General features: G+C 36.7%; 16 protein-coding genes. 13 read left to right on the plus strand and 3 right to left on the minus strand.

Annotation, left to right across the window (positions count from 1 at the left end; translation table 11 throughout):
- Nucleotides 1-170: 170 nt before the first annotated feature.
- Genes GNP81_RS16975 through yjjG form a run of 5 tightly spaced genes read left to right on the plus strand, consistent with a single transcriptional unit; the run spans nucleotide 171 to nucleotide 4,882 of the window.
- Nucleotides 171-1,658 carry a cobyric acid synthase gene (locus GNP81_RS16975; RefSeq protein WP_155670060.1) on the plus strand — a complete coding sequence of 496 codons (1,488 nt, stop codon included), beginning with the start codon at nucleotides 171-173 and terminating at the stop codon, nucleotides 1,656-1,658.
- A gap of 11 nt (nucleotides 1,659-1,669) precedes the next feature.
- Nucleotides 1,670-2,404 carry a molybdate ABC transporter substrate-binding protein gene (gene modA / locus GNP81_RS16980; protein WP_155670049.1) on the plus strand — a complete coding sequence of 245 codons (735 nt, stop codon included), beginning with the start codon at nucleotides 1,670-1,672 and terminating at the stop codon, nucleotides 2,402-2,404.
- Entirely contained in the window at nucleotides 2,404-3,093 is a 690-nt protein-coding gene (gene modB, locus GNP81_RS16985) for a molybdate ABC transporter permease subunit (protein WP_005422234.1), read from the plus strand. The genes modA and modB overlap by 1 nt, the downstream gene beginning before the upstream one ends.
- A 3-nt stretch (nucleotides 3,094-3,096) precedes the next feature.
- Complete coding sequence (modC, locus tag GNP81_RS16990) at nucleotides 3,097-4,191, plus strand: molybdenum ABC transporter ATP-binding protein ModC (RefSeq protein WP_155670047.1); 1,095 nt, start codon at nucleotides 3,097-3,099, stop codon at nucleotides 4,189-4,191.
- Nucleotides 4,192-4,201: 10 nt separating this feature from the next.
- Nucleotides 4,202-4,882 (plus strand): pyrimidine 5'-nucleotidase, encoded by a 681-nt coding sequence (gene yjjG / locus GNP81_RS16995; protein ID WP_155670045.1) that lies wholly within the window; start codon nucleotides 4,202-4,204, stop codon nucleotides 4,880-4,882.
- An 82-nt stretch (nucleotides 4,883-4,964) separates the two neighbouring features.
- On the opposite strand, the gene GNP81_RS17000 is transcribed toward yjjG, so the two are convergent.
- Both GNP81_RS17000 and GNP81_RS17005 read right to left on the minus strand, forming a co-directional pair.
- A complete protein-coding gene (locus tag GNP81_RS17000; RefSeq protein ID WP_155670043.1) occupies nucleotides 4,965-5,141 on the minus strand; it encodes a DUF2986 domain-containing protein in 177 nt (58 codons plus the stop codon).
- Nucleotides 5,142-5,145: 4 nt separating this feature from the next.
- Nucleotides 5,146-5,664 carry a DUF2058 domain-containing protein gene (locus GNP81_RS17005; protein ID WP_012535642.1) on the minus strand — a complete coding sequence of 173 codons (519 nt, stop codon included), beginning with the start codon at nucleotides 5,662-5,664 and terminating at the stop codon, nucleotides 5,146-5,148.
- An 83-nt stretch (nucleotides 5,665-5,747) separates the two neighbouring features.
- Between GNP81_RS17005 and GNP81_RS17010 the strand changes: the two genes are divergently transcribed.
- The 8 genes from GNP81_RS17010 to GNP81_RS17045 all read left to right on the plus strand — a co-directional run bounded on the left by GNP81_RS17010 (nucleotide 5,748) and on the right by GNP81_RS17045 (nucleotide 16,982).
- Nucleotides 5,748-6,056, plus strand: coding sequence for a cysteine-rich CWC family protein (locus GNP81_RS17010; RefSeq protein ID WP_196584515.1), 309 nt, complete (start codon nucleotides 5,748-5,750; stop codon nucleotides 6,054-6,056).
- A gap of 331 nt (nucleotides 6,057-6,387) precedes the next feature.
- Complete coding sequence (gene torE / locus GNP81_RS17015; RefSeq protein ID WP_005422244.1) at nucleotides 6,388-6,564, plus strand: trimethylamine N-oxide reductase system protein TorE; 177 nt, start codon at nucleotides 6,388-6,390, stop codon at nucleotides 6,562-6,564.
- A gap of 57 nt (nucleotides 6,565-6,621) precedes the next feature.
- Nucleotides 6,622-7,800, plus strand: a complete 1,179-nt coding sequence (gene torC, locus GNP81_RS17020) for a pentaheme c-type cytochrome TorC (RefSeq protein ID WP_005422246.1) — start codon at nucleotides 6,622-6,624, stop codon at nucleotides 7,798-7,800.
- Nucleotides 7,801-7,822: 22 nt separating this feature from the next.
- Nucleotides 7,823-10,285, plus strand: a complete 2,463-nt coding sequence (torA, locus tag GNP81_RS17025; RefSeq protein ID WP_065594864.1) for a trimethylamine-N-oxide reductase TorA — start codon at nucleotides 7,823-7,825, stop codon at nucleotides 10,283-10,285.
- Nucleotides 10,286-10,522: 237 nt separating this feature from the next.
- On the plus strand, nucleotides 10,523-12,508 hold the full coding sequence (locus GNP81_RS17030; protein ID WP_155674038.1) for a methyl-accepting chemotaxis protein: 1,986 nt from the start codon (nucleotides 10,523-10,525) through the stop codon (nucleotides 12,506-12,508).
- Nucleotides 12,509-12,910: 402 nt separating this feature from the next.
- Nucleotides 12,911-14,647: a glycoside hydrolase family 36 protein gene (locus GNP81_RS17035; RefSeq protein ID WP_419465709.1), complete on the plus strand. Its 1,737-nt coding sequence runs from the start codon at nucleotides 12,911-12,913 to the stop codon at nucleotides 14,645-14,647.
- A 219-nt stretch (nucleotides 14,648-14,866) separates the two neighbouring features.
- Nucleotides 14,867-16,846, plus strand: coding sequence for a methyl-accepting chemotaxis protein (locus tag GNP81_RS17040; RefSeq protein ID WP_155674036.1), 1,980 nt, complete (start codon nucleotides 14,867-14,869; stop codon nucleotides 16,844-16,846).
- Complete coding sequence (locus GNP81_RS17045) at nucleotides 16,836-16,982, plus strand: hypothetical protein (protein WP_155674035.1); 147 nt, start codon at nucleotides 16,836-16,838, stop codon at nucleotides 16,980-16,982. The genes GNP81_RS17040 and GNP81_RS17045 overlap by 11 nt, the downstream gene beginning before the upstream one ends.
- A 47-nt stretch (nucleotides 16,983-17,029) precedes the next feature.
- On the opposite strand, the gene GNP81_RS17050 is transcribed toward GNP81_RS17045, so the two are convergent.
- A complete protein-coding gene (locus tag GNP81_RS17050) occupies nucleotides 17,030-18,157 on the minus strand; it encodes a winged helix-turn-helix domain-containing protein (RefSeq protein ID WP_155674034.1) in 1,128 nt (375 codons plus the stop codon).
- Nucleotides 18,158-18,161 lie beyond the last annotated feature (4 nt).

An 18,161-nucleotide genomic window follows, 5' to 3' on the forward strand; every position in this document is an offset into this window, starting at 1 on the left:
AGTACCTAGTACCTAGTACTTGTCTCGTTTAGATGCCTCTATTAAAGCAAAGACAGTTTGAATCTAGCGTGAGGGAGATGTTCATATTCCATTCATTTTTAAACAAGAAGCGATAATCGATTGATGTTATTATTCTTGTTCTCAAAAATTTTGTGATTTTAGATGGAATTATGCGTAAATATTCTCCTTTGATGGTTCAAGGAACCACGTCAGATGCTGGAAAAACAGTTCTAGTGGCAGGCTTATGCCGATTACTTGCCAATAAAGGGATCCAAGTTGCCCCTTTTAAACCACAAAATATGGCGCTAAATAGCGCGGTAACAGAAGATGGAGGTGAAATTGGTCGTGCTCAAGCTCTTCAAGCTGATGCTGCAAGGGTTAAAGCGCATGTTCATATGAACCCTATCTTATTAAAACCAAATACAGATATTGGTGCTCAAGTTATTGTCCAAGGTAAAGCCATAGAGACCATGGATGCATGGGGGTTTCACGATTATAAAAAGTTAGCAATGCCATATGTATTAGAGTCATTTTCTTATTTATCTAATAATTACCAATGTGTAGTAGTTGAGGGGGCAGGAAGCCCAGCTGAAATAAATTTACGTGAAAATGATATTGCGAATATGGGATTTGCGGAAGCGGCAGATGTTCCTGTCATTATTGTTGCTGATATTGATCGCGGTGGAGTATTTGCTCACCTTTATGGCACGTTAGCCTTGTTGTCTGAATCAGAGCAAGCTCGGGTAAAAGGTTTCGTGATTAACCGTTTTCGAGGTGATATTTCGCTTCTGGTTCCGGGTCTTGAATGGTTGGAAGAAAAAACGGGTAAACCTGTACTGGGGGTCATTCCTTATTTACATGGTTTAAATTTAGAAGCTGAAGATGCGATAAAAAGTGAACAACTGGATAAAGGTAAGTTTGTAGTTAAAGTGCCAGTCGTTACTCGTATCAGTAATCATACCGATTTTGATCCATTACGTTTGCATCCAGATATTGATTTGCAATTTATCGGAAAAGGAGATTCTTTATCTGGCGCTGACTTTATTATTCTGCCAGGCAGTAAATCGGTTCAGGCCGACTTAGATTACCTAAAGTCACAAGGTTGGGATAAAGATATTGAGCGTCATTTGCGTTATGGCGGAAAAGTAATGGGAATTTGTGGCGGTTATCAAATGCTTGGTGAGCATCTTGCTGATCCACTTGGTATTGAAGGTGCTCCTTGTAGTATCAAAGGGTTAGGGTATTTATCCATTTCGACAGAATTGCAAAAACAGAAGCAACTTACTTTAGTGGAAGGAATATTAGCACTGCCTAATCAAGAATCTGTAAAAGTAAAAGGATATGAGATACACGCAGGAGTAAGCACTAACTTAGGAAACGAGCACATACCAATCAGTATTCATACAAAAGATGCGATGAGATATGATGGTACTATTAATAATGAAAACTCTATTTTTGGTACGTATTTACATGGTGTTTTTGATGAACCAGAAGCATTTGAGGCGATTTTAACGTGGGCTGGATTAGAAAAATGCCAAGCAATTAATATGCATGATATCCAAGAAGAGGCCATTGAACGTATTGCAAAATCAATGGAAGAAAGTTTAGATTTATCATTAATTTGGCCTGATGTTTTTGAAAAGAATAAAGCTTATTAAAGGGAACCCTAATGTTACGAATAACGCTGTTTTTAATTTTAACGATGAGTGCATTTTTTGCTTCTGCAAATGTGACGGTTTATGCAGCATCATCACTAACGAATGTAATGGATGATATTGTTTATGCTTACCAACGACAAACTGGAAATAAAATCCGTGTAAGTTATGCCGGTTCATCTTCTCTTGCTCGCCAGATAGCAAATGGGGCTCCTGCTGATATTTATTTATCCGCTAACACTAAGTGGATGGATTATTTAGTGGATCAAGGTCAAATAGAGCCGAACACAAATCGAGACTTATTAAAAAATAGCTTAGTACTCGTTGCTTCAAAAAGCACACCAAAAGTGGATTCATGGCAGTGGTTTGTTCAACAAAAAGATTTGCGTCTTTCTATGGCAGATCCAAGGCATGTTCCAGCAGGTATTTATGGTAAGCAGAGTTTAGAAAATCAAAAACGTTGGGACTCGGTCAGTCATCGGATTGCATCAGGAAATAATGTTCGTTCAGCATTGCTGTTTGTAGAGCGAGATGAAGCGCCATTAGGTATTGTTTATAAAACGGATGCACTTTCTTCAAAAGGCGTCACGATTGTTGAGGAATTTCCTAATGAATCGCATGATCCGATTGTTTATCCTGTCGCCATTGTTAAAGATAAATCATCGAAAGATGTGTTAGATTTTTATCATTACTTATTGTCTGAAAATGCAAAAGGACGATTTATGAAATACGGATTTACCCCTTTCTAATGATATTGACAGATTATGAAATAGAAGCGCTATTATTAAGCTTAAAAATCGCAGGGATTGCGGTGAGCTTTTCATTGCCTATCGGGATCTTACTTGCTTGGCTGTTAGCGCGTTGTGACTTTAAAGGAAAGTCCATACTAGACGGTATCATTCATTTACCTTTGGTGTTACCTCCTGTCGTTATTGGGTATTTATTGCTTATCTCAATGGGGCGACAGGGTATTATTGGTAAATGGTTATATGAGTGGTTTGGGTTAACCTTTAGCTTTAATTGGAAAGGTGCCGCTTTAGCTTCTGCTATTGTCGCTTTGCCTCTAATGGTTCGTGCAATTCGTTTAGCGTTAGAATCTGTTGATCAAAAACTGGAACAGGCGGCAAGAACACTTGGTGCCTCACGTTTTAAAGTCTTTTCTACTATCACGCTTCCCTTGATGCTACCGGGTATCCTTACTGGAGCCGTTTTAGCTTTCGCACGTAGTTTGGGAGAGTTTGGGGCAACAATCAGTTTTGTATCTAATATTGAGGGTGAAACACGTACTTTACCCCTTGCGATGTTCAGTTATATTGAGATCCCAGGAGCAGAGATGGAAGCGGCACGTTTGTGTGTTATTTCAATCATTGTTGCTTTGATCTCATTGCTGCTGTCTGAATTTTTAGCTCGTGCAAGCAAAAAGAAGTTGATGGGTTAAGTCATGTTAGTGATTGATATAAAAAAACAACTTGGTGATTTGTTATTAGACGTTAAGTTATCACTTCCTTCTTCTGGTATCAGTGCAATCTTTGGACGTTCTGGCGCAGGGAAGTCTTCACTTGCTAATGTAATCAGTGGATTAACCTCTCCAGAAGAGGGTCGTATTACATTAAATAATCGTGTTTTATTTGATTCTGAATCAAAAGTCTCGATGCCGCCAGAAAAACGTAATATCGGTTACGTTTTTCAAGATGCGCGTTTATTTCCTCACTATAAAGTGGAAGGTAACTTGTTGTATGGGTGTGGCGGAAAAAGAACACCTCATTTTAACGATGTAGTGAAGCTATTAGATATAGAGTCATTATTGACTCGTTATCCACATTCTTTATCAGGTGGTGAAAAACAACGTGTGGCCATTGGACGAGCAATCTTGTCTGAACCAGCATTGTTAATTATGGATGAGCCACTAGCGTCGCTAGATCTACCAAGAAAACACGAGGTTATGCCTTATCTAGAGCGCCTTGCAAAAGAGATTAAAATTCCAATCCTTTATGTTTCACACAGCTTAGATGAAATTTTACGATTAGCCGATAATATGGTGCTGTTAAACCAAGGAAGCGTCAGTTTATCAGGTGATATAACCTCCGTCTGGGGCTCTCCGTTAATGAGACCGTGGTTAAATGCTTCGGAGCATTCTGCATTATTGGAAGGTAGGATTTCTGAATTACATTCCGATCATCCCATGACAAAAGTGACACTCAATCATAGTCAACAAGGTATTTGGGTTAAATCTCCTTGTGACTGCGTAGAAAAAGGAAAAAAGATTCGTCTACGCATCCGTGCTAATGATGTTTCGCTCATTAAACAACAGCCCCAACATAGCTCAATTCGTAATATTTTACCGGTTGTTATTGAAGGGTTGTCCGAAGATAAAGAGAATGATGTTGTAGCGGTAAAGTTGAATTTATCAGGTCATGTTTTATGGGCAAATATTACGCCTTGGGCACGTGATGAGTTGCAGTTAGATATAGGACAATCTTGGTTCGCTCAAATTAAAGGGGTCAGTGTGACACAGTCTGATCTATGTTCAAAATAAGGAAAACATAATGAAGTACCAATGGATCTTATTTGATGCAGATGAAACCTTGTTTCACTTTGATGCCTTTGCTGGCTTGCAACGAATGTTTGCTGGTTATGGTGTTGAATTTGGTAAAGAAGAGTTTATTGAATATCAGTTAGTGAATAAGCCACTGTGGGTGGATTATCAAAATAATGAAATTACGGCTCAGCAGTTGCAAGAAACACGTTTTGAAGAGTGGGCAAAAAAAGTAGGCGTTACGCCAAAAGCCATGAATAGTGCATTTATGATGGCAATGGCAGAGATTTGTACACCATTGGATGGTGCAAGAGAATTACTTGATTCATTGTTAGCAAGTAATGTGAAGATGGGGATCATTACTAATGGATTTACAGAGCTACAAAAAATTCGTTTAGAAAAAACCGAATTTAGTCATTACTTTGAGCTTATCGTTATTTCAGAACAAGTTGGAATAGCAAAACCAGATAAGCGCATTTTTGAACATACGTTTTCTATGATAGGTAATGTTGATTTGTCTACTGTACTGATGGTAGGGGATAATCCTGACTCTGACGTATTAGGAGGGATGAATGCAGGCATAGATACATGTTGGCTTAATGTTGATGGTAAAGCCTGTCCTGAGGGCGTTGAGCCAACCTATGAAGTGGCCTCCTTATTTGATTTGAAAACGACACTTATATCGTTATAAGCACAACATGAAAAAAGCCCTTAGGAACTTTGTTCTAAGGGCTTTTTTATATAGTAAAGCGAATTAGTAGTAATGGTGTTGCTTACTCTGCAGACGTTGCTGAATCCATCAAATTATCAGACGTTTGTTCTGCTTCAAGTTCCATTTTTTCTCTATCTGCTTTCGAGATATATTTTGGCTTGTTTGCGCGACTCTGCTTGGTCTGATTTTTACGGTGTTTCTTTAAAATCGCGTCTTTAACTTTCTTTTTACGACTCATCAAATTACCACATTAAATCATCAGGAATAACAAACTCTGCGTATGGGTCATCTTCGTCTTTTTCTTCTTCAGAGATAACGTTATTTAACACTACGATAGACTCATCACGAAGTGTGATTTTGTCTGCAACACCAGCAGGAACGACTTCGTAATCATCGTTATAGTTCACGATAGCAAGGCGACCTGCAACGAGTTGATCTTGCATTGCTTTATCAACATAAATTTTCTTCACTAACGTACCATCAGTAAAGTTATAACCGATATCACCATGTGTACGGTCAATTTTGTTTACGCTAATTAATTGTTTAATTTGAGCGGCTAATTCTTTTTGCTCTTTTTCTTGTTTCTGTTGCAGGCTTAATTCTTTGTCTCTTTCTGCTTGAGCAAGTTTATTTGCTTCAACTGCAGCTTTTGCTTCGCGATTTTGAACTCTCGATTTTTTCGATGCTTTTTTTGCTTTCGCTGCTTTCTTTTGGTTCACTAACCCAGCTTTTAGCATTTGCTCTTGTAAGCTCAGTGCCATATGTTGTTCCTAATTAATATTTGCAGAATTAAACTGATTATCCCATGAGTTGTATGGGATTTAAAGATATAGAGAGAAGTAAGATGAAAAGCCCTTGCCGTGCAGCGTGTAAAAATGAAGGTGGTATCTGCAGTGGATGCAAACGAACCATGAAAGAAATCCTAGAATGGCGCGATTTAGGAGAAGATGACAGAGAGCAAGTTATGGGAGCTTTGAGTGGTGAAATTACAACTCATTTATGCCCAGAGTGTGGTGGTTCTGCTCAATGTGATATTGCTATGGGTAAAGCCACATGTTGGTGTTTTGAGCTTGAACCTCGTTCAGTAAATCTTACATCTGACACATCAACATGCCTTTGCCGACATTGCTTAGTAAAAAAGCCTGTATCCTAATTTTTATGTGCTAGTTTGTATGGATTAACTTATAATGATTGATCTAAGTCAATTTTTAAGGGCTTTTTATCCGGCTACTCTTTAGGGGTAATTAACATTATTAACAATTACTACATAAAATTAATTTGTCACATCTATTAATATTTTTATATTTAATTTTTCAATTAAATACATCTCTGGATGAGCTCAAAAAAGTAGTGGATAAAAGGACTTATCTTCAAAATTTAATTGAAGCACTATTTGTGAGGGATTAAAATTTACGGCAAATAGGTTCGACAAGTTGTTAACATTTTCTATATTTAACAGTAGAAAAATAACTAGGAATATAATTATGAGCAATGTAGTAAAGCAAAGCGATGAAAATAAACGCTCTTCTGAATGGAAAGCATTTTTCTTCATCACAGTTGTTCTTTTCCCAATTTTAAGTGTGGGTGTGGTTGGTGCTTACGGTTTCTCTGTATGGTTCATGCAGATGCTGTTTTTTGGAATGCCTGGTCACGGCGGTTAATTCTTGAATAAAGAATGCTGTTACTAACGATTTAGAATTATTAGAAGAGATACAATTATGATGTCATTTATTAAAAAAGCTTGGGCTGTTTTTGCACGTCCGAGTGTTCATATCAGCTTGGGTGTTTTAACCCTTGGTGGTTTCGTTGCCGGGGTGATTTTCTGGGGTGGTTTTAACACTGCTTTAGAAGCAACAAATACAGAAGAATTCTGTGTAAGCTGTCACGCAGACAACATTGCACCAGAATACGCTGGTACTATTCACGATAAAAACCGTTCAGGTGTACGTGCGACATGTCCAGACTGTCACGTTCCACATGATTGGACTTCAAAAATTGCTCGTAAAATGCAAGCAAGTAAAGAAGTATTTGCACACGTATTCGGCTTTATTGATACTCCAGAGAAATTTGAAGAGCGTCGTATCATCTTAGCCCAACACGAGTGGGATCGCTTTAGCGCAAACAAATCTCTAGAATGTCGTAACTGTCACGACTACGACGGCATGGATTTCTCAAAAATGCAGCCAACGGCTCGTATTCAAATGCAAGGTGCAAAAGAACGAGATCAAAGCTGTGTTGACTGTCACAAAGGTATCGCACACAAACTTCCAGCAAATATGGATAGCTCTGGTGGCATGATCAGCGAGTTGACTCAACTTGCAGGTAATACTAAGTATGAAGATGGTCAAACTTACGTTTCTGTTCGTCACTTACCAATGTATGAAGATGAAAAACTAACTGTTGAAGCGGGTCTATTAAATCCTGCATCTCAAGTAACTGTACTTGAAGAGAAAGGCGATGCGATGAAAGTTGCTATCGACGGTTGGCGTAAAGTTAAAGGCTTCGGTCGTGTTATCCAAGAAGATTTTGGTATGAACATCGCTGTAGGTTCTTTACTTAAGAGCGTATCTCAAAACGACAAATTTGTTCAGAAATTTGAAACGAAAGAAGATGAATTAACAGGTCTACCTTGGCAGCGTGTTACTGTGAATCTATGGATGAAGAAAGAAGACTTCATGCCTGATTACACAACAGTTTGGCAGAAAGCTGAAGAATCATACAAAACGAACTGTTCTGTATGTCACACACAGCCAGCAGAAGCACACTTCGATTCAAACACATGGCCTGGTATGTTTGACGGTATGATGGCATTCGTTAACTTCGATACAGACAGTAAATCACTTGTATTGAAATACCTACAAAAACACTCTTCAGATTTTTCTGACGAAAAACACTAAGAATTAATGGAGTAGATAGAATATGTCTATTAGCAGAAGAAGTTTTCTAAAAGGTGTTGCAACAACAAGTGCAGTATCTTTAGTAGGTCCAAGCCTACTAATGTCTTCAAAAGCAAATGCAGCTGAAACTACAGGTACATGGCGTACGTCTGGTTCACACTGGGGTGCATTCCGTGCACACATCTACGGTGGTAAAGTTCAAGAGCTTAAAGCAATTGAATTAGATAAATACCCAACAGATATGTTAAATGGTATCAAAGGTATTATCTACAGCCCAAGCCGTGTACGTTACCCAATGGTTCGTCTTGATTGGTTGAAAAAACACAAGTACTCAGCTGAGACTCGTGGTAACAACCGTTTTATCCGTGTAACTTGGGATGAAGCACTAGACCTTTTCTACCGTGAATTAGAGCGCGTTCAAAAAGACTACGGTCCATGGGCTCTACACGCAGGTCAAACTGGTTGGAACCAAACAGGTTCTTTCCACAACTGTACAGCTCAAATGCAACGTGCGGTTGGTATGCACGGTAACTTCATCAAGAAAGTAGGTGACTACTCGACTGGTGCTGGTCAAACTATCATGCCATACGTACTGGGTTCTACAGAAGTTTACGCACAAGGTACATCTTGGTCTGAGATCCTAAAACACTCAGACAACATTATCTTATGGGCAACGGATCCAGTTAAAAACTTACAAGTAGGTTGGAACTGTGAAACTCATGAATCTTACGCATACCTTGAGCAACTTAAAGAAAAAGTAGCGAAAGGTGAGATCAACGTACTTTCTGTTGACCCGGTTAAGAACAAAACACAGCGTTACCTACAGAATGACCACATGTACATTAACCCACAATCTGATGTGGCGTTCATGCTGGCTGTAGCTTACACGCTATACACAGAAGACATGTACGATAAGAAGTTCATTGAAACTTACTGTTTAGGTTTTGATGAGTTCATGCAATACGTACTAGGTGAGACTAAAGATAAAGTAGTTAAAACTCCTGAGTGGGCTGCTGAAATCTGTGGTGTATCACCAGAGCAAATTCGTGAATTCGCGAAAATGATGTCTACTGGCCGTACACAGATCCTATTTGGCTGGTGTATTCAACGTCAACAACACGGTGAACAACCATACTGGATGGGTACAGTTCTATCTGCAATGACTGGTCAAATCGGTCTAGCTGGCGGTGGTGTATCTTACAGTCACCACTACTCAAGTGTTGGTGTTCCATCAACAGGATTCTCTGGTCCTGGTGGTTTCCCACGTAACGTGGATCAAGGTCATGAGCCTAAGTGGAATAACAATGACTACAACGGTTACAGCAGCACAATTCCTGTTGCTCGTTGGATCGACTGTCTATTAGAACCAGGTAAAGAGATCCGTTACAACGGCTCTAAAGTTGTACTACCTGATTTCAAAATGATGGTTATCTCTGGTAACAACCCTTGGCATCACCACCAAGATCGTAACCGTATGAAGAAAGCGTTCCAAAAACTTCAAACGGTTGTGACAATTGATTTCACTTGGACAGCAACATGTCGTTTCTCAGACATCGTGCTACCAGCGTGTACGCAATGGGAACGTAATGATATTGACCAATACGGTTCATACTCTGCTCGTGGTCTAATTGCAATGCATAAACTGGTTGATCCTCTGTATCAATCAAAATCAGACTTCGAGATCATGACAGAGCTAACACGTCGTTTTGGCCGTCATAAAGAATATACTCGTGGTATGGATGAAATGGAGTGGATCCGTTCACTTTATGCAGAATGTCGCACAGCGAACGAAGGCAAATTTGAAATGCCTGAGTTTGATGAGTTCTGGGAAAAAGGTGTACTAGACTTCGGTGAAGGTAAGCCATGGGTACGTCATGCTGCGTTCCGTGAAGATCCAGAAGTTAACGCATTAGGTACACCATCAGGTTTCATCGAAATTTCAAGTCGTAAGATTGAACGTTTCGGTTATGAGCACTGTCAAGGTCACCCAATGTGGTTCGAAAAATCAGAACGTTCACACGGTGGTCCTGGTTCTAAGAAACACCCATTCTGGATGCAATCTTGTCACCCAGACAAGCGTCTGCACTCACAAATGTGTGATTCAGAAGAGTTCCGTGCAACTTACACAGTTCAAGGTCGTGAGCCGGTATACTTAAACCCACAAGATGCTAAAGAAAAAGGCATCAAAGATGGTGATTTAGTACGCGTATTTAATGACCGTGGCCAACTGCTAGCTGGTGCTGTTCTAACTGATAGCTACCCACGTGGTGTTATTCGTATTGAAGAAGGCGCATGGTACGGTCCATTGAACGAAAAAGTAGGTGCTATTTGTACTTACGGCGATCCAAACACATTAACGCAAGATATCCCATCATCTGAGTTAGCTCAGGCGACATCTGCAAATACATGTTTGGTTGATTACGAGAAGTTCAAAGGTAAGGTTCCACCAGTAACATCATTTGGCGGCCCAATTATTGTTGAATAATCATAATAATTATTAATATTAAAAAGCACCTAATTTAGGTGCTTTTTTTATATATATAATTCATGATTTATAATATATATATTCAAATTAAATTGATAATCAAACAATATATTCACAGATCTTATCTAATGCCGTTTTTTTTCTAAACTCGCGTTATTTCTCTATGAGAAATCATAAACTTGTATTATTCTCTCGCCGAAATTTCACATTGCGTGAAATGTGCAGGATATAGCAAGAATGTCACACAAATTATTAACTAATCTAAAAACAAAATATCAAATATTACTCCCTGTGTTTGCAACTATTATCGTTATGATAGTTGCCATTTATTTAGTTAACTCTAAATTAGAATCTACGAACAGAAATGTTCAAATATCAGATCATCGTAGTCTTCAATTAAGCAATGTTTCAATTGCTGAATCACGTCTTCTCTTTTTACGATTAAGTGTATCGTCAGGTTTTACAAATTATGAGTTATTGAAATCTATTGATTTTGATGGCATTACTACAGAGCTTAATGTTAATTTCAAAAGCATGGTAGAGGAACAACGTAAATTACAAAAAATGAAGGCAGCGGTTAAAACCCCGGAGCAACTTCAATCTGAGGTTAATTTATTGATTTCTCAGTTAAATAGTTATAAAAAACATGCTGAAAACATTTCTAAATCTAATGATGCAAAAATAGAAGAGTGGGGGAATTCACTTTATTTAACAACGCCTATTCAACAGGCAAGTGAATTAATATTTGCAGCCTCTCAAAGTGAAGAATCAAAGCAGTATTGGAGTAAGGTCGTTCCTGAGGTTTACAATAAAGCTGGCAGCATCGAAATTCAAATGACGTCTTTATTTAATGATGATTTATATACATCAGTAAGTAAAACGCCAAGAATTGACATTGTTAAACGAGATTTTGACGCATTAGCTAAATTAATTGCACCGCTAGAAAATAAAAAGGCGAAAGAGATTCTAGTTTCAGCATTTAAGGTTCAATCAGAATTAAATATGTCTTTATGGAATGCAACTGCTGATATTAATAAAAATAAGAGTGAATTAGTTGATCTTGGTAATATGATTTATCAAGAGTTGAATGACGAGAAAAACCGTTTAACTGAAATGAATGGAAAAATTTCAGAGCATAATATGCAATTAATAGCAGAAAGTCAGAACCTATTATTAATGGCAATTACGATTACAGTTATTCTTTCATTGATTATTGGTGTTTTTATCGCTCAAATTGTTACAAAACCAATTTTAGTTTTGCAAAAACAAATGTCTGATATTTCAGAAGGTCGCTTAGATTCATTAAATGAACAATCAAGTGATAATGAAATTGGTGAGTTATGTAAAAATACAGACGGTACTGTCATTCGTTTGCAAGAAATGATTAGTAACTTACGAAATGTCGGAGAGGAAGTTTCTTCTTCATCAACAGAACTTGCAGCAATAATGGTGCAAAGTGAAGCTAATGCCTCTGATCAAAAATCTCAGGTTGATTTGATTGCAACAGCAATTACGCAATTGGCAGCATCAGCAAATCAAGTTGATGAGTCAGCTAACCAAGCTGATGCAAAAGCAAAAGAAGTGCTGAACATGAGCCGTGATGGTGCGCGTTCTGCTTCTGAAGGCGTAAAATTAAGTCAAGACTTAGCATCTCAAATGGATGCAACCTCTGGTGAGGTAATGATACTTAAAGATCAAACTGACCGTATTAGCGAAGTTATTACTGTTATTGATTCAATCTCTGAGCAAACGAACTTACTTGCGTTGAATGCGGCCATAGAGGCGGCACGAGCAGGAGAAAGTGGTCGTGGATTCGCGGTTGTTGCCGATGAAGTTCGTGTATTAGCGGCGAAGACGCAGCAATCAACGCAGAACATTCAAAACATTATTAATGAGCTACAACAGAAATCATTGAATGTTGTTGAATCAGTAAATCAATCGATAGAGATGATTCATCAAACCGCTCAAATGAGCATTGATACCAACAATCAATTGCTTAATATTTCAGAGTCAATTGAACTCATTTCTGTAACGAATTCTGAGATGGCAACAGCGGCTAATGAGCAGAATCGTGCAATTGAATCGATTAGTGAAAATGTAAATATGATCACTGAAACCATCAGTCAAAACGTTGAAGGGATCAAAGAGTCAACTCAAGCAAGCCAACACTTGTCTGAGCTATCAGAGAATCAAAGAGAGCAATTATTGTTCTTCAAATTATAACGCGAAAACCGAGCAGGCAACTAAGGTTGTCTGCTCCTCACCTTATTGATTAACATTCTTTGGAATCATTATGAATAATATAAACAACGATTATATTACGACTGTTAGCAAAGAATCATTGCTGGCTTTAGGGCTTACAGACGAAGAAATCGAATATATATTAATTATATTTGAGCTTGAACTGTAATAATTAGCGCTAAATTTGATGGGGCAAGGCTACCTAAAAAAGTAAAATAACCACTACCAATTGTTGATGTAATTCATATATTTAATACTAATAATCAGTAAGACTTTTCACTTTCATTTGTTCTTGTTGATTGTATTCTTAATAGTAGTATTCTATGTAAATTACAGAATTATCTGATTTTAGTTAATGCAGCAGTCAACACTAGGAAGTGAATGATGAACCCACTATTTTTCTTATGTGGACAAGAAAGTATCCCGGTACAAACCGATTTAATTTATGAATTCCAAAATGATCAAATATCGATGCATTTTTCAGGTATTCATAATCTTCCAATTAATGATCATTATCTTATTCTGCAATTTCCAACCCAATTAGAGCACGATGCAAAAATTTTGGGAGATGGTTTTCAAATGCTGGCTCAGACTGGCGGAAAAGTAGACTCACCACAAGAGATCGGCCGCTGTCCTGATAATAGTCCTAGTTATCGAATTTATTCAGATCGCGTAAAGAAAAGATTTTATAATTATTTAGTGATTGAACAATCAGATGGATTTACTCTCTTTGGTTTTACTTCTTGTTATCGATTTGCTGGTTATTTCGAGATACATGAATATCAAGGTTCAATGAATGTAATGGCATTTCTTGATGGTGAATTTACTCATCCGCAAGATTGGGCTAGCAATCGAATGGAATCACTAACAGTTATTAAGGCTGAGTCTTTAGCTGAGTTGTATGAGCTTTATGCAGCTAAAGTTCAGCAGCAACACCCAATTAGACCAGGAGTAAAACAAGACGCTCCAATTGGCTGGTGCTCGTGGTATGCCTACTATGCAGACGTGACAGAGAAAAATGTCTTAGATAATGTTGAGGTCATGTGCCAAAAAGACTCTGAATTTGAGTGGGTACTCCTTGATGATGGATATCAAGCCTTCATGGGAGACTGGTTAACACCGTCAGATAAGTTTCCTAATGGTATAAAAGCACTTCTACAAGATATTAAAGCGAAAGGAAAGAAACCAGCCATTTGGATAGCTCCGTTTATTGCACAACCTGAATCAGACATTTTTAAAAATCACCCAGACTGGTTTGTTCATCATGAGAATGGTGAATTATTAAAAGCGGAAGATATTACTTATGGCGGTTGGCGTTGTACACCTTGGTATATTCTTGATACTTCAAAACAAGAAGTTCAAATTCATTTAACAGAAGTCATTCACACCATGAAAGAAGAGTGGGGAGTAGAACTGTTTAAATTGGATGCGAACTATTGGGGAACGTTAAAAGGCAAGCGAACCCAATCTGGGATTACGGGTATTGAGGCGTATCGATTAGGTATGCAAGCGATTACAAACGGGGCTGGTGACGCATTAATTCTTGGTTGTAATGCACCAATGTGGCCATCGCTGGGGTTAGTTGATGCAATGCGAGTCTCTGATGATGTCGAACGTAATCCTCAACGTTTTGAACAGATAGCAAAAGAGACATTTTACCGTAGTTGGCAGCACCGTAAATTGTGGCAAATTGATCCCGATTGCGTCACGTTGATCTCATTGTCTAATCAAGGGACTGAACGAAAATATTATGAATTTCATCGAAATGTAATTTTAGCTGCTGGAGGGCTTACTTTGTCTGGTGATCCGTTGCCTGATTTGAATAAGTTCGCAAAGAAAACATGGAAAAATATTTTGTCTCGTCTTCGTTTAACTCAAGAGGCGGCTCAGTTTACTTCATTGAGTAATAAGCATTGCACATTAACACTCAATCATCAGCATGAACTGCATTGTCTATTTAATTATGATGATGAAGCAATGGAACATACCCTTGTTGCAGATCAGCCATCTATTTGGCGAGATTTCTGGACGGGGGAGCAGCTAAATGAAGAACCAACACTGATGTTAATTTTAACTTTAGATAGTGGATTGAACAGTAAAGCTATTTTAGTTTCAAATTAAAATCCTAGTTAAAAATCAGAAATTAGACAGGTGTAATCTTTAAATTTACACTTGTCTTTTTTTATGCCTAAAAACTTCTAAAATATACAAGAATAACTAGATTTAACTCTTTGATTTAAATTAATTAACTACTTTTCCCTCTGTTTTTGTTCATTTGAAGACGGTTACTGGTATCCATATAATCCGACTCCCATTTTAAATCATAAATAGAGTTATTATATGAATGCTATTAATCGTTTCTTACTGAATATCCCCTTACGATATCAAATACTCTTTCCTCCACTTTTCGCTATTATGGTTATGATCATATCTATGTTGATCATTTCATCAGCGATGAATCAATCGGTTAAGAACTCGGAAGTGCTAAATGTTCGTTTACAAGAAATGACTCATTTATCTAGCAGTGAAACAAAAATATTACAGATATTCAGTGAAATTAATCGTTCTTTATCCAATCCTGAAACACTACAAAATGTGGACGATTATGTTGTTGAACAAATTGAATTGATTAATTATGACTTCAACTATATTGAAGAGGAGCACCATAAGATAAAAGATCAAAAGCATACAACACAGCAATTGATCACTGACTTAAATAAAGTGTCTGTTTTATTAGAAAATATGAAAGACATTATTGGATCGAATCAAATCATTTCAAAAAAGATGCAAACAGAATGGGCTAAGTTACCTTATTTAAGTGACTCAATAGAGCTTTTAAGTAAAGAGGTTCAGGATAATGAGCAGCACCATTGGATTGAAATGGAAGAGGCGTTGTACTCTTCATCTGAAATATTACAAATAAAATTAAATTCGTTATATAACTTTAATATAGATAAGCAAGATGTTGAGATTATTGATGCTGAATTCATAAAAATAAATCAAGTAATTGATGCTCTTCATGACAGTGATGCAAAAAGTAAAATACAATTAAACATTAGTAATTTACAATCAATTTATCATCAATTTTCTGAGTTAATTACTAATCTAAATAACAATAAATCGGAACTTTTCAAAATTGAAAATAGTATTAATTACTTGATAAAAAATCAAAGTTCAAGAATTAATGAGATTAGTAGTACTTTATCAAAAGATAGTATCGAGCTTGTTTTTTCTAGCAAGCAAATGATTATTATCTCTATGATTTGTTTTACATTATTAACAATGCTGATCACATGGATTACGATTCGAACGATTGTTATGCCGATAAGAATCTTGAAGGATCAGATTGAGTTTCTTTCTGAAGGAAAACTGAATGAGTTGAATAACCTTATTGGCAGCAATGAAGTCGCTGAGCTTTGTCAAAATACAGATAAAACGGCACATCATTTACATCAGATCGTGAATGCTCTACGTGATATTGCCTCAGAGGTGTCTACGTCCTCATTAAGCCTTAATGTGTTAATGAATACGAATGAAAAAAATATATTAGAAGAAAAGTCTCAGATTGAATTAATCGCAGCGGCTGTTACTGAATTATCGGCAGCGGCAACTCAAGTTGATCACGTTGCTATGAATGCAGATGAAAGAGCAAAAGAGGCATTGAACTTGAGCCGATCTGGCTCAGATACGGCTTCAGTAAGCAGTCAGTTAAGCCAAGAGCTGGTGAAACAAATGGGATTAACCGCTAAAGAAGTTGAGTCACTAAAGGTTCAATCAGAGCAAATTAGTGAGGTTATTACGGTTATAGACTCAATATCAGACCAAACTAATTTATTAGCATTAAATGCAGCAATTGAAGCGGCAAGAGCGGGTGAAAGTGGACGAGGCTTTGCTGTGGTTGCTGATGAAGTAAGAATGCTGGCTGCAAAAACACAGCAATCAACGTTAACTATTCAAGAGGTTATCGATCGTTTGCAAAGTACATCTAATGATGTGGTTGAATCTGTTTCGAAATCAATCAAGATAATTAATGAAACTCAAGAAATGACAGAGAAAACGAACTCACAATTACTTGATATATCAAAAGAAATAGAAGAAATAACTTGTTCAAATACGGAAGTGGCGACTGCTGCAAATGAGCAAAATCAAGCCATTTTATCTATAAGCGAAAGCATTAATTTAATGACTGAGAACATTAATAAAAATATTGATGAAATGAATAACATCAGCTCTAACGCCGATAAGTTATCCGAGTTATCGACATCACAAGTAGAGCAACTTAAATTTTTCACTTTAATAGATAAAGATCATGAAAAGTAATACAAAAAAAACAGGATATCCTCAGAAAGAAGCGTTGATTTCTAATGGTCTAACGGCGGAAGAGAGGGATTTCCTTTATAAAGTGTTTTGTTTTCCATTTAATCAAACGTCAAAAAAAGAAGATACAGAGAAATAAATAAACCAAATACCATAGCAGCGAAGGTATGCTGCTATGGTGTATTTTTAATAAAACTCTTTAACGATAAATGAAATATCTTGTTGCTCACTATAAGTAAGACTGAAACCTTTATCTATAATATAAAAGTGTAGGTAGTTATATTTATTATCGTTTTTGAATGTTTTGGGAAACATTTTTAGCTTCGTCTGATCTTCAATGTGCCCATGCTGAATTAAACTACTTTGTTCATCTTCATTAATAACATTTGATATTAAGGTGTCTTTATCAAATTGAGCTTTAAAATCGCTAAAATAAGTATATTTCCCGTTATATCCAGTTTCAGAGATGTTAATTGACATATCTAAGTCATAGCTTTTATCTTTTTGATGATTAAAGTAGAAATTATATGTCGCAAATGCAATGTAATCTTTATCATTATTTGATGTAAATTGAACATTAGTATGAAGATTAAAATTACCATCCTGATCGTTGTCTTTTTGAATGATAGGATGATTATCTTGTTCTAAGTCACTAGTAAGGTTTTGATTTATTAGTGTTTCAATATAATCTTCATTTGCTTCAAGAAAAATAATTTTGTTCGTAACATCATTACATTTATGTTCGATAAATAGACACTGAGATAAAGATAACTTATCTTCACCAAGATGCAAAAAGTATAAGTAATTAGATTGAATATTTAATTTGTCTATATCAATAGGTTTAGAAGTGGATAACATATATATGTTATCTGATACTTTATTAAGGTTTTGTGTTATTGAACTAGGTGCAACTTGTTTGAAAATAGGGAAGATAAAGAAAAGAGAAACAAGAATAAGCACTGAAGATAAGAGCAAATATAACCTTTTAATTGGTTTTGCGATTAGACGGTCTCCTGATTTATAACCTTTGTTTTTTATTGTATCGATGATTGAGATGTTATGAGTTAAGAATTTTTTCCTCAGCAATGATATTGTCTGGGTTACGACACTATTTGCAACGGAACCATCTTCCCAACATTGAGTGTATATTTCCTCCTTTGTATAAATCCTATTCGGATTACTATAAAGAAGAAATAATAAGTTAGCTTCGTTAAAGCTTATTTTTATTTCTTCTTTAGTACTATTGATCACAACAGTTAAACTGCTGTAATCAATAGTTATATTTTGGGTTTTAACTATCTCTTTTTTATTCATTATT

Source organism: Aliivibrio fischeri, from assembly GCF_009727955.1.
GTDB lineage: Bacteria > Pseudomonadota > Gammaproteobacteria > Enterobacterales > Vibrionaceae > Aliivibrio > Aliivibrio fischeri_A.